This is a genomic window from Salinivibrio sp. AR640 (assembly GCF_001995405.1).
Lineage (GTDB): Bacteria > Pseudomonadota > Gammaproteobacteria > Enterobacterales > Vibrionaceae > Salinivibrio > Salinivibrio costicola.
Genome location: NZ_MUFD01000021.1, coordinates 52,210 through 65,139, shown reverse-complemented (window position 1 = coordinate 65,139; position 12,930 = coordinate 52,210). Strand labels below are relative to the sequence as shown.

Genomic DNA, 12,930 nt, shown 5'->3' with positions numbered 1-12,930 from the left:
TCTCACTACCCTTGTACATGCAGCATCACTGAAAACAGGTGCTTGGATACCATTCAATGTATAAGAACAAAAGAGTCTGGGCGCTGATCTACATAACAGCATCAGGTGCTAAGGTCGGAATCAGCATCACCAAACTCACCGGAACAGAGGTAGCTAACCTCAACTCCAGGAGAGATACAAGGTCGGTATAAGCGCCAACTCGATCGCGCAAGCTTGGTGTGATTTCCGCCGTGCGCCCGTTGGCAATGAGCACCTATCCATCATCGTGCTGGGGCTTGTGTCACCTACGCCAATGGCACCATCGATGTATAAATTTTGTCATTGTATGCATTCCCACGCAGGAGCGTGGGAACGAGTAATCGTAGCCAATGGCACCACCGATGTATAAATCAGGCGTAGGTCGGCATAAGCGCCTTCTCGATCGCGCAAGCTTGGTGTGATTTGCGCCGCGCGCCATCCGACATTAGAGTCAAAATTGGCGCCGATCGTGACAGGCGCCCGTTGACAATGTGCACTTATCCAACATCTAGCCGGGGCTTGTGTCACCTACGCCAATGGCACCATCGATGTATAAATTTTGTCATTGTATGCATTCCCACGCAGGAGCGTGGGAACGAGCAATCGTTAGGTTAGCACTGGCTGAAGTGTGAAGTGCGTGCAAGAAATAGTTATCGCTCTCCTGAGTATTGAGAAAACGGATCTTAGGATTTAATCATGTCATTTATCGGTTTAAATCCGATACCACACTGGACTTATATCACCAAAATCAATAGCGCCAATTGAGGCTTCGAACAGACTTCAATATGCTCTATCACTGATAAGGCCAGCAAACGCTGGCCTTTCTCGTACTCGCGTCTCGCTCAATTAGCCTACAACAGGTTCAGCATCGAGCTCACGACGCTTCTCCTCACCAAAACCGCGTAAGCCAACCACATGCACATGCTCACGATCGTTAAAGATCTTACGCACTAATTTATAGGTGGTGCCTTGCTCTGGGCTGATGTTTTCCGGTGCGGCAATCAACAGCTGCATATCCAAACGATGACACAACTCAAACAAGGTCGAGATCGATTTAGCATCCAAACGCGCGGCTTCATCAAGGAACAGCAAACGACATGGGATCACGTCTTTACCGCGTAACCGCCGTGATTCCTCTTCCCAGCTTTGAATTACCATCAGCAAAATGGCTTGGCCGGTACCAATGGCCTCCCCTGTCGACAACGCACCGGATTCCGCTTTAAGCCAGCCGTCCGTACCACGATTCACCTCAATGCCTAATTCGAGGAAATTGCGATAATCTAACAACTCTTCGCCTAAGGTCTGTGGTGAACGCTGCCCCATGTCGATATGCGGATTCAGGCGTTGGAACAACTTCGCCATCGCTTCTGAGAAGGTCAGGTTTGGATTGCCGAACAAGTCTTGGTGTTGATCGGCATGCTCGGCCAAGCCCATCAGTAGCTGCGCATGGGTGTCACGAATCGAGACATTGAGACGCACGCCTTTAACCTGACCAAACCCGACACTTTGCAACCCTTGGTTGAGCATGCGGATCCGGTTTTGTTCACGCTGAATCGTTTTACGAATGATATTAGCGACCGACTCTGAGCTGATCGCTAAGCGCTGCTCACGCTGCGTGAGTTCTTCGGTCAGACGCGCAAGCTCCACTTCCATCTCTTCAATCGCTTCAACTGGATCGTCGGTGCGAATAATGTCGTGGCGGATCCGCTCGCGCAGATGTTGATAAACCGCAACGTAAAACAATACTTTACGCTCAGGCCGACCGATATCTTCTGACGCGCGTAAAGCATCACGCAAAATTTCATTATCGGCCACGGCAAGGCGCAAGGCACCCAACGACTTATCCGACAATGAGCGCAATTCCTCGGCAGACATATACGCCATTTCTCGGCGGTTCAGTTGCTTTTCAACGCCGTTATCACGCGCAATCCGTAATACACTGCACCAGCCTGCTTTGGCATTGACCACAAACTGACGCAGTTCTTTATACTGCTTGAGAGATTTACGCAGCTCTTTGGTCAGCGACTTGGTTTCCATCTCTAACGAGGTGATCCCACGTGACAGCTCACTATGTCGCTGTCGCGCTTGGTGCATTTGCTCATACAAGGTATCGCGACGATGCTGCGCGCGCATCAAAGCTTCTTCGTCCGCTTGTACACCTAACTCGGCAAATTCACGTTTAAACTCGTTCAACGTCTCTTGCTTGGACTGATGGGCACTTTTAAGCGACGCGAGCAGCTGCTGATACTGGCTATTTTGCCCCTGTACCTGCTTTAGCGCATCACGCTCACGTTGGCGAACTTGCTCTGCGTCTTTTAGTTTGGCCTTCAGTTGCTCGTTTAACTCACTGCTTTGCGTCAGCATCTCTGCCGCATCTTGATAAGCAAAATGAGGACGGCGCTCCGCTAAGTCGGCGACGGCAAATAACTGTTGCTTAATCGCTTGTAAGGCTTCATCCGCTTCTTGATAGGCTTGCTCCAACTTATCAAACTGCTCAGGATCACTCTCCAATGTGGCCAAGTATCCTTCTAGGGACGCCAACGTCTCTCCATGCTGCTGGATAAACGTTTTAGCCTGTTTCGCCGCGTGCAGGTTGTCATTCGCGGTTTGCAAGCGAACATCAAGTTCGGATTCTGCCAGGGCGTCGGCACAGTAACGCAGCTTATCAAGGCATTGCAGGGCTTGCTGACAACGTGAAACCTCAGCCTCATGCTGCGTCAGCGTCTGTTTACTCTCAGTTATCGCGCGCTGGGTTTGCACGCGTTTTTCACGGCAGCGCGCTATCGCTTGCTCGGGGTCGGGCGTAAAGGCAACGGTTAGGTGCTCCGCAATAAATTGGCTAAACGCTTGCGATAAACGCTGCCACTTTTGCACATCAAACGAGGCCTTCGCGTAATCTTCTACCAGTGCATCACGTTGTGCTCTGAGCTGCTCAAGCCGATGCTCACGAGCCGCACGGCCAAATAGCGGGGTCTCTGGGAAGCGTGAATAGCGCATTTGCCGATCATTCAGGTGCACACATACCGCACCGCCCAGCTCTTGAGCATCAAACACGCGATCATCAAATGCGTCCGCATCGCCTTCAATGATGTAAAGATCATCTGGGCACGCGTCAAGCGAAGCCAGCTTCTCCTTTACGCCTTTCAGATCCGGCACCACAATCGCATGACGCGCTGGACCATACAGAGCGCTAAAATACGGGGCATCTTCTAAGGTAATATCGTCGTAAATCTCAGAGAGCAGGGTTCCGCCAAGCGTCTCTGCCAGTCCTTGCAATTGCGAATCTTCACTGCCACCAGGTTGCGCCAGCTGTTCAATCGCCCGCTCTATCTCGGCTTTTTGGCGGGCAAGCTCCTCTTGATGATGGGTCTGCTGACGGACTGACTCATGTGTGGCATGCATGGCGTCCATCACCGCTTGGCTATCCGCCAAGGTTTGCTCGGTCTGGGTTTCGAGTTTGGTCAACGCCTCATTGGCGGCAAACCAACGGGGCGCTTTGCCTTCAAGCTCGCGAATGTCCGCATCAATCGCTGCCTCGGTACGTGATAACTCGCGCAGCCGCTCGGCTTGAGCCTCTTTTTCTTGCTGTAAGGTCTCTCGTTTTTCTTGTTGCAAGGCAACAGCTTGCTCCACGGCATCACTATCGGCCAAATGCTCATCCGTTAGGGCCTGATAATCAGCAACTAGCTGACGGGCCTTTTGCTGCTGTTCAACACGTTGGGTTAATTCGCGATGTTCATATTGGCGTTGTGAGAGGCTGTCGGCGAGATAGCGACGGGTGCGGCCCTGCTCTACCCAATACTTGGCTTTTTCTCCTGCCTCGGACCGGGCCACTGACGGATCAATGCGTTGTAATAAACTTAATCCTTGCGCAAACTGACTGGCCGTTGCCGATGCCAGATCCCGCTTGTGTTTAAGCGACAATACGCGATCCGTTTGCTCTGATTCTTCGGTTTTGAGCCTTTGCAAGCAGGCCCCTGCCTCATCGACGGTTAGGGCGTCATCGTCGGTGAGACGTCTGGCTGTTTCCAGCGCCGTTACAGCTTGCTGATATTGCAAAGATCGCGTTTGCTGAGTATTTAGCGCTTGCTGATAGTCCGCCAGTTGCGTTTTCAGGCTATCGACTTCTTCTTCGCTTTGTGCGGCCCGTAACTCGGCCTCGGTGAGCTTTTCCGTGGCTTCTTCCACCACCATGATTTGCTCTTCCAGTCGCTCAGATAATTCAAGCAAGTCTTCTTCATAACGCTGGATTTTTTCTTGCTGACGCATCGCCGATTGCACCAGTTGCAAGTGGTCCGCCGCGGCTTGATGATCTTGCTCAAGATGATCTTGTCCGGCTTCCAACTCACTTAATTCGGCACGCATGGCCTCAGCGTGCTGTTGTTTTTGCTGCAAGGTTTGCTGCGCGGCGTTTAATTCAGCCCGCAAAGACAAAGCCTGTTCGAGCTTTGTACGACGTTCGTTGGCATGGCGCATGTAATCTGAAGCCACATAATGGGTCGCCTCGGTGATCAGGTGCTTAAACAAATCCCGATCGCGCTGGGTGACTTTAATCGCCTCCAGCGTCATGCGGTTTTCTTTTAGCGCCACTTCCATGTCTTGGAAGGCTTTTTTAACCCCACCATTTTGTGGCAATAAGTACTCACGAAGTGACTTAGTAATGGCACTGGAAATACCGCCATACAAAGACGCTTCGATCAGACGGTAGAATTTGCCACGATCTTGTTGCGTACGCAGCTTTTTAGGTAACACGCCAAATTCAAACATTTGCGCATGATAGTCAGTGACCGAACTAAACGCTTTAAAATGCGCAGTTTCATACGCACCGGCCGCGTCTTTCACTTCGTTCAACTGACGCACTCGTGCTTGGCCGTTATTTATAGTTTCCACCAAGACATCAGTAGGTGAGACTGAGGACGGTAACCCTTGCAAGATAAATGGCTTGATATCGACTTTCTTATCTCGACCGGCGACTTGCTGTAGGCGTACGCCAAATAACACGCGCTGTTGACGCGAGTTCACCACGTCTAATGCCGCATAACAGGCGCCTGGTTGCAATTTACCGTGCAAACCTTTGTCCCGAGATGCACTCGAGCTACCTGCTTCCGTGGTATTGCGAAAGTGCAGTAAGGTTTGATCGGGGATCAATGAAGTAATAAAAGCCGCCATTGTGGTGGATTTACCGGCGCCATTGCCACCTGATAACGTGGTGACCAGTGAATCGATATCAAAGGTCCGCGCAAAAAAGCCGTTCCAGTTCACCATGGTGAGTGATTGATACTTACCGCGCTGGCTCATGCTGTCGGCTCCTCCGTGTGTTGTGTTGCGGACGTCTCAGCTTCCTGATCAAACGCATCATCAAGCAAGCTAGATTGAATATGTTCTTGGCTATGGACCACAGCTTCGCCATCTCGGATTAAGCGTAACTGCGCTTCTTGCGGATCATCGCCCGTGCGCACATCGGCGCCAAAGCGGAAGGTGGCTTCACTAACGCGAAACTTATTGCCCTCACCAATCGGCAAGATCATTCCCAAACGACGCAGGCGACGCAGCGAGGTTTTCACCTTATCAAACAGCTTCTCGCGGTCGAGATCGGAGCCTGTGGCACGGTGGGTGACCAGCTTCATCAGTTTTTTCTCGTCGGCCAATGCCATCAGCTCGTCGAACAATTCTTGCGTGGTGAAGATCCCTTCTTGGGCTAAGCGCTCTGGGCTCAAATACAAAAAGCACAGCACTTTGCCGACCAGCATATCAAGCTCCGACAAGACACTGCGGCGGATAAGGCTGGTAGAACGCGGACGCAGATAGAAAAAGCCTTCTGGCGCACGCACTAACTCAGCGTTATAGCGCTGATAAAAAATATTTAACGCTTGCTCAAATTCAATCAACAAGGCGTGGTTATCTAAATCGTCACTGGCAACATGGCGGCCAGCGCGTAATGCACTATCCAACGCCGGAAATAAAGGGTTAGCAATGGCTTTGGCCAGTTCCTCTGGCATTGGCTGTTCAGTATTTATCGATGACATTCGCTTGTACCTTCGCTCCAAAGTCGTTAATCGCCTGCCAATCAGGCTGGATCGCGTTAAGATCAGATTGGGAATAGCCCATCCGAACCGCTTGATTAATCACTAAGCGCGCGAGATCAAAATGGCGAGCTTGGGGGTGCTCGGCTAAGTAGTCTTTAAGAACACGACCGAGATCGATCGCTTGTCCGGTTTCTCGGTGACGGTTGAGCATCTGTGAAACTTTCTGTGACAAGGTGTCATCAACCACAGCCAACTGCTCAAACGTCACTTCTTCTGGCATATCGCCGGTGACTTCATCATCACGTAACACCAAGGCTTCATCACGGGTGTCGCGTAAACGCTCGGCATCCGCATAGGTCAAAAACCACGGCGCATCCAAATAGTCCGAGACCGATTGACGCAGGCGCTGACTAAACGCACGATTTTTATCCATATCAATCGCGGTTCGAATAAATTTATGCACATGGCGATCGTAACCTATCCATAAATCAATCGCTTGCTGACCCCAGTTCACGATCCGATCCAGTTTCATCTGCAGTCGATAAACCATGGCATCGACAAACTCGAGCTCGTCGCGTTGCCGCACCACTTCCTGGATCTCTAACAGTTGGCTTTGTAACTCATCTCCCGCCGCTTGCAGCGTTTCTTGCAGCTCTTGCAACGTATTGGATGTTTCATTTAACAAGTGCTCACAGTTAGCGATAGCGGCTTGCCAGTCTTGGGTAAGTAAGGCGGCAATATCGTCTTTGACTTGCTGTTGCTGCTCATCCATCACCCGCTGGTTAAGATCGATACGGTCAAAGATATCGGCCACCGAGTATTTTAATATCCCATACACATTGTGACGCCAAAAGGCGGCATCGCCATCTTCCTCTGCCGCACCGCGTGCCTTAGCGATTTCATCCGCGACCATTGAAAGCTGAACAGACAACTTTAACGTCGAGTATTCACGGTGGCGCGCATAATAATCCGCAATGCCCAGGGCGAGCGGCGTCAGACGATAAATGCTATCGCCCTCGGTCATTTCACTGGTAAAACGGCTTAATAAGCGCGCTTGCACCATTTCATTGATAGCATTGTTGGCACGAAAAGCGATGTTGCCGACGCTGCCACCCTCGTCATCCATAAACTGTTCACTCACTAGCCGAAAAACATCGACTAATTCATGTTCGTTCAGTTCATCGTCTAAGCGCTCTTGGCTCATCACCGCCATTGCCAGCAAAAATGCCAAGCGCTCGGGCGGCAGCTGAAGTGCAAAGTTATTGTGTTTAACCCAACTGACCAATTCCGGTACGGTCTGAGCGTCGCCTTCCCCATGCTGAGAAGACTGAGCCTGATCACTCATCGGTTGTCCTTGTTTTCATCTTGATGGCTGGAGGCATTATGTTGCCCCCATACATGAATATATCGCCCTAGAGACACAAACGGCTCTTGGCGGCAAAGTTGTTGCTCCAACGCCAGCACCTGCTCAAAGGTAAAATCACCAATATTGGTATCGCGCATGTAGTCATGAAACGTGCGCACCCCGGTTTTACCTTTGAGGCTAATGCCACTGTCTTGCATCCATTGATAGACACTGTCTGGCTGCAACCCTTTGGGCGGTTGCAGTTTAAACCGTTTACGGTGCGGCATTCCCTGTTCAACATGGGTTAAGTTGCCACATACGAGGTTTTTAAACAGCAATCCGGTTTGGTTATAAAACATCACGGATGCGACGCCACCCGGCCGTAAATGGCTGAGCAAATCTTTTAGCACTTGCTCAGGAGCGGCGACCCACTCCAATACCGCGTGAAATAAAATCACATCCGGGGGTGACGCCAAATGCTCACCAATAGACTGCACCGAGGAGTGGACCAGCTGATACTGCGCAAGTAAGCCCTGTTGTTCAATCTCCTGACGCGCTAACTCGAGCATTTGTGAAGAAAGATCACACAAAGTGACCCTGTGACCTCGAGCGGCCAGCGGTTGTGAAATCGGTGCAACGCCGCCACCCGCATCCAAAATATGGAGTGGTTGATCCGGCGGAAAGCACTGCAACATCTGCTCGATGTCGTGCCAAATTACCGCTTGACGGATTTCGCCTTTGCCCGATCCATAAATGTTTTTAACAAATTTGTGGGCGATGTCGTCGAAATTTTTATCCTCAGTCACAATGGCATTCGTTATCATTGAGTGGTATGAAGGCTTATTCTGTCACAAGCCTTACGTTAATAAAGGTTTATGGCATTATTTGTGCCTCGTTTGACTATATTTCGGGCGACATTGCATGTTTGAATTAAAAAAACTTATCTCAACCTTGATAATGCCCTTGCCCGCGCTGTTGCTCTTGGGTCTTTTCGGGCTATGCCTGCTTTGGTTCTCTCAGCGTAAAAGGCTGGCATCTTTTGTTATTTTCATCGCGTTTGCTGGGATTTTTCTCACTGCGTTTCAACCGGTCGCCTCTGGGTTACTTCGCCCTCTTGAGCGTCAATACACCGCTTTTCTCCCGACAGAGAAACCGGTGGACTTTGTAATGGTACTTGGAAACAGTCATGTGGTAGATGACGCATTACCACCAACGTCTGAACTCTCGCGTGCAGCGCTCATGCGTCTGACCGAAGGGATCCGAATTCACCGGATGTATCCGACATCCAAACTAATATTATCGGGCTATGACCACGGCTATGAGGTGAGCCACGCCCGCATGTTGGCACGTGTCGCGATGGCGCTGGGTGTCAACAAAAACAGTATCTTGTTACTGGAAACAGCAAAAGATACCTGGGAGGAGGCGTATCAAGCAGCGTCTGTGGTGGGGAGTCGTAATCTGGTGTTAGTCACATCAGCCGCACATATGGAGCGTGCGGTGTATGAGTTTCAAAGCGCAGGCCTTAATCCCATCCCTGCACCGACCAACTTCATGGCGCAAAAAGAGATCAAACAGCCATGGATTAAATACAGCCCTCGCGCCCAATACTTGGAGCAATTTGAGCGCTATTGGCACGAGCGACTCGGTCAAGCCTGGCAACGCCTTCGTGATTTGATCGCACAGCCGGCATCCAAGTAACAGCGAGAGACAACGGATAACAAGAAAAGGTAACGGGTAAAAAAGAAAAAAGCCGCGATAACATTCGCGGCTTTTTTATCGTTTATTGCCATGACAAGCGAGGAGATTACGACCAGCTGGCCGTTAGCGTCATTCGCTTGCACCATTGGCGGCGATATGCGCACGTACCGCCTCGAGATCGGCTTGGGTATCGACCCCATGCGGTGGCGTTTCGGCGGCAACCGCAACATGAATTTTTTCACCATGCCAAAGCACTCTGAGCTGCTCAAGCGACTCAATCTTTTCCAACGGACTTGGCGTCCAATGAATGTAGCGACTAATGAACCCCGCACGGTAGCCATAAATGCCAACATGACGGAGTAAAGCGTCTGGAATATCGGGAGATTCAGCCTCGAAATGAGTGCGATCCCAGGGAATCGTGGCACGACTGAAATACAACGCAAACCCTTGCTGATCAGTGACGACTTTAACTACGTTGGGATTGAATACTTGCTCACTGTCATCAATCGCAACGGCTAAGGTCGCCATCGGGGCTTGCGGATACTGATTCAAATTCGCCGCCACTTGCCCAATCACTGCAGACGGAATTAAAGGCTCATCGCCTTGCACGTTGACAATGATGTCATCATCAGCAAAACCGTATTGTGCCACCACTTCCGCCAAGCGTTCAGTCCCTGACTCATGGTCAGCACGTGTTAGGCATACGTCGCCGCCAAAGTCACGTACCGCAGTCTCAATGCGTTTGTCGTCTGTTGCAACAATGACCTTACTGGCCCCTGCGGCTTGCGCGCGCTCATACACATGTTGGATCATCGGTTTGCCCGCGATCTCAGCCAATGGCTTTCCTGGCAGACGGCTTGAACCAAACCGTGCTGGGATCACCACATAAAACGGACTCATCCTTGCACCTCTTCCAAGGATAAATCGCGCGCTTCCGACGCGAGCAGTACCGGAATTCCATCGACAATAGGGTAAGCAACCCGATCGAATTTACAAATCAGCTCGTTATTATCTCGGTTATAAAACAATTTGCCCTGGCATGATGGGCAGGCCACGATTTCAAGCAGGCGGTGATCCATAGCGTTCCTTTTTTATTTGTTCGCGTTTTTGGTCAAACGTTCGATCTTGGCGAGTAAAGCTTGGGCCGCAGCCTCCGGCAAACTCGCTTCTACCGGCAAATACCACCAGTTATCTTGTGCGATGCCTTGGTATTTTACCGCGTCTTTTTCGGTCATGAGTAAATGTTGCCCCTTCTTTGCCAGCCTGTCCAGTTCCTCGGCGCTGAGGGTTTGGTGATCATTAATCCCTTGGCTGTACAGTGGCGTCACGCCCATTTGTTGCAACGTGACAAAAAAGCGCGGCGGATGACCAATCCCTGCCACGGCAACCACACCCGGTAACATAGATGCAGGGCAAGCCTGACCGGTTCGAAGGTTCGTGGCTTGCCCGGCCACCAAATGCATAGGCCACTCTTGCCCCTGGGTGGTGCCGCCGTTATTAATCAGCATGTCGACACTGTCGAGGCGATCGACCGATTCACGCAAGGGCCCAAGGGGTAAGTAGTGACCATTACCAAAGCGGCGCTGACCATCAATGATCACGATTTCAAGATCACGGTCTAAACGGTAATGCTGCATGCCATCGTCCGTCACCACGATATTGACGCCTTCTTGCAATAAGCGCTTCACTGCTTCACTGCGGTCAGGGTCAACGCACACTGGCACTTGGGTGCGGCGAGCGATTAACACCGGCTCATCACCGGCGGCTCTCGGCGATGTCGTTTGCGTCAACAGTAACGGGTATTGGTCTGACTTACCGCCATATCCACGGGAGACCACGCCTGGACGATAGCCTTGCGCTTTCAGTTGCTCCACTAGCCAGATCACGAAGGGCGTTTTACCGTTTCCCCCCACCATGATATTACCGACAACCACCACAGGAACGGGCGCACGATAACAAGGCGATCTTCCGCGCAAATATTGGCGGCGCCGATGACGAGCAATCAAACCAAATAAAGCACTAAACGGCCGTAATAGCGCCGTCCAAAGGGATCCTTGATGGCCAAACCAAAGTTGATCCAGCATACTTAGTCACCAAACTGAATACGATGGAGTTGGGCGTAGGCACCGTTGTGCGCGAGCAATGCTTGATGGCTACCTCGCTCAACAATCTCACCTTCATCTACCACCAAAATTTGATCGGCATCTTCAATGGTAGATAGACGGTGAGCAATCACCAGTACGGTGCGATCTTTTTGCAGCTCATCCAAAGCAGCTTGAATCGCGCGCTCTGACTCTGTATCCAGGGCTGAGGTGGCTTCATCCAGGATTAAAACAGGCGCATTACGTAACAGCGCGCGGGCAATGGCGATACGCTGGCGCTGTCCACCCGACAAGCTCACGCCATTTTCACCAATCATGGTGTCGTAGCCCTCATCCATACCGCGAATAAAGTCGTCTGCGTAGGCCAACTTAGCGGCATGCTCAATTTGCTCACGGCTATATTGATCGGCCGCAGCATAGGCTATATTGTTAGCCACCGTATCGTTGAACAGGTGGACATTCTGCGACACCACCGCAACCTGTTGACGCAGATTACTCAACGTATATTGCTCAATCGGCATCCCATCTAAGGTAATTGAGCCACTGTCTATCTCGTAAAAACGGGTCAAAAGGTTGGCAATGGTACTTTTCCCTGAACCTGACCGCCCCACCAGTGCCAGCGTTTTCCCCGCGGGCACCTCAAAACTCACATGATTCAGTGCCGGCGCTTCTCGTGATGGATAGGTAAAGACCACGTCTTCAACTTTAATGTCGCCGTTAATCTGCTCGGCCTCATGGGTGCCGGTATCTTTCTCGGTCTCAAGTTCCATTAAGTTAAACAAGCTATGACACGCTGCCATCCCGCGCTGAAATTGCGACGTCACGTTGGTTAACGATTTCAGTGGCCGCATCAAACCAAACATGGCACCGAATACCACCGCAAAGGTCCCTGCCGTTAGTTCTGACCGAATGGCTTCGGTGTTGGCGAGAATCAGCACCACCACCAGCGCCATTGACGCGATAAGCTGAATCACAGGGTTGGCAATCGCCTGGGCCGAAACCAGCTTCATGGTTTGCTGACGCATACGGTTACTGACTTTTTCAAACCGTTTTTTCTCGACGTCTTGGCCACCATAGCTTAAGACCACTTTATGGCCTTTGAGCATTTGCTCCGCGGAGCTTGTGACCGAGCCCATTGCATCTTGCATATTCGACGAAATACGGCGGAAACGTTTAGAGACCACTTGAATGGAAATCGCGACAACCGGCGCAATAACCAAAAGAATGGCGGATAACTGCCAACTTGACCAAAACATTAAGATCATCAAGCCAAGAATCGATGCGCCCTCTCTCACCAAGCTCACTAATGCGCCACTGGTTGCAGACGCCACTTGTTCGGAGTCATAGGTAATACGCGACAACAGCGCCCCTGACGACTCTTGGTCGAAAAAGCTCACGGGCATTTTCATAAAGTGATTAAACATGCGACGACGCATGGTCATTACCACATTACCCGACACCCAAGATAAGCAATAAGCAGAGACAAAGCTTGATAAGCCACGCACCAACATTAATATCACGAGGTAAAGTGGCATCCATTTAAGGAAATCGCCCTCAACGTCATCGTAAGAAAAGCCTTGATCAAGCAGTGGGCCGAGCATGGAAAGCATCAGGGTGTCACTGGCGGCGTTCATTACCAAGGCGACAATGGCAACGATTAACCCTAGTTTGTAATTAGCAATATAGGGCCAGAGTTGCTTAAACGTCTGCCAGGTCGTTTTATCTTGATATTCGCTCATTA

Annotated in this window: 9 protein-coding genes; 1 reads left to right on the top strand and 8 read right to left on the bottom strand. The window is 50.9% G+C overall.

What is annotated here, in order from left to right; all coding sequences use genetic code 11:
• Positions 1-864: 864 nt before the first annotated feature.
• From mukB to cmoM, 4 genes are read right to left on the bottom strand one after another with little or no spacing between them, the layout of a single operon-like run.
• A complete protein-coding gene (gene mukB / locus BZG75_RS11260; RefSeq protein WP_077577021.1) occupies positions 865-5,316 on the bottom strand; it encodes a chromosome partition protein MukB in 4,452 nt (1,483 codons plus the stop codon).
• On the bottom strand, positions 5,313-6,044 hold the full coding sequence (mukE, locus tag BZG75_RS11255) for a chromosome partition protein MukE (protein ID WP_021022806.1): 732 nt from the start codon (positions 6,042-6,044) through the stop codon (positions 5,313-5,315). Before mukE ends, mukB begins: the two co-directional genes overlap by 4 nt.
• Positions 6,025-7,389, bottom strand: coding sequence for a chromosome partition protein MukF (gene mukF / locus BZG75_RS11250; RefSeq protein ID WP_077577019.1), 1,365 nt, complete (start codon positions 7,387-7,389; stop codon positions 6,025-6,027). Before mukF ends, mukE begins: the two co-directional genes overlap by 20 nt.
• The gene (gene cmoM / locus BZG75_RS11245) at positions 7,386-8,195 is read right to left on the bottom strand and encodes a tRNA uridine 5-oxyacetic acid(34) methyltransferase CmoM (RefSeq protein ID WP_077577025.1); all 810 of its coding nucleotides are present in this window, start codon (positions 8,193-8,195) and stop codon (positions 7,386-7,388) included. The genes mukF and cmoM overlap by 4 nt, the downstream gene beginning before the upstream one ends.
• A gap of 115 nt (positions 8,196-8,310) precedes the next feature.
• Here cmoM and elyC point away from each other — a divergent pair, with 115 nt between their 5' ends.
• On the top strand, positions 8,311-9,087 hold the full coding sequence (gene elyC / locus BZG75_RS11240; RefSeq protein ID WP_021022808.1) for an envelope biogenesis factor ElyC: 777 nt from the start codon (positions 8,311-8,313) through the stop codon (positions 9,085-9,087).
• A 129-nt stretch (positions 9,088-9,216) separates the two neighbouring features.
• Here elyC and kdsB read toward each other — a convergent pair whose 3' ends face one another.
• The 4 genes from kdsB to msbA are packed head-to-tail and all read right to left on the bottom strand — an operon-like array spanning position 9,217 to position 12,928.
• A complete protein-coding gene (gene kdsB, locus BZG75_RS11235) occupies positions 9,217-9,987 on the bottom strand; it encodes a 3-deoxy-manno-octulosonate cytidylyltransferase (protein WP_077460624.1) in 771 nt (256 codons plus the stop codon).
• On the bottom strand, positions 9,984-10,166 hold the full coding sequence (locus tag BZG75_RS11230) for a Trm112 family protein (protein WP_077460625.1): 183 nt from the start codon (positions 10,164-10,166) through the stop codon (positions 9,984-9,986). Before BZG75_RS11230 ends, kdsB begins: the two co-directional genes overlap by 4 nt.
• 12 nt (positions 10,167-10,178) lie before the next feature.
• Positions 10,179-11,171, bottom strand: a complete 993-nt coding sequence (gene lpxK / locus BZG75_RS11225) for a tetraacyldisaccharide 4'-kinase (RefSeq protein ID WP_077577017.1) — start codon at positions 11,169-11,171, stop codon at positions 10,179-10,181.
• A 2-nt stretch (positions 11,172-11,173) separates the two neighbouring features.
• Positions 11,174-12,928 (bottom strand): lipid A ABC transporter ATP-binding protein/permease MsbA, encoded by a 1,755-nt coding sequence (gene msbA / locus BZG75_RS11220; RefSeq protein ID WP_077577016.1) that lies wholly within the window; start codon positions 12,926-12,928, stop codon positions 11,174-11,176.
• Positions 12,929-12,930: the final 2 nt, after the last annotated feature.

Excerpts from the sequence above, each read along its gene's own strand:
- mukB (WP_077577021.1), bottom strand. The coding sequence starts at position 5,316 with ATGAGCCAGCGCGGTAAGTATCAATCACTCACCATGGTGAACTGGAAC.
- mukE (WP_021022806.1), bottom strand. The coding sequence starts at position 6,044 with ATGTCATCGATAAATACTGAACAGCCAATGCCAGAGGAACTGGCCAAA.
- mukF (WP_077577019.1), bottom strand. The coding sequence starts at position 7,389 with ATGAGTGATCAGGCTCAGTCTTCTCAGCATGGGGAAGGCGACGCTCAG.
- elyC (WP_021022808.1), top strand. The coding sequence starts at position 8,311 with ATGTTTGAATTAAAAAAACTTATCTCAACCTTGATAATGCCCTTGCCC.
- kdsB (WP_077460624.1), bottom strand. The coding sequence starts at position 9,987 with ATGAGTCCGTTTTATGTGGTGATCCCAGCACGGTTTGGTTCAAGCCGT.
- BZG75_RS11230 (WP_077460625.1), bottom strand. The coding sequence starts at position 10,166 with ATGGATCACCGCCTGCTTGAAATCGTGGCCTGCCCATCATGCCAGGGC.
- lpxK (WP_077577017.1), bottom strand. The coding sequence starts at position 11,171 with ATGCTGGATCAACTTTGGTTTGGCCATCAAGGATCCCTTTGGACGGCG.
- msbA (WP_077577016.1), bottom strand. The coding sequence starts at position 12,928 with ATGAGCGAATATCAAGATAAAACGACCTGGCAGACGTTTAAGCAACTC.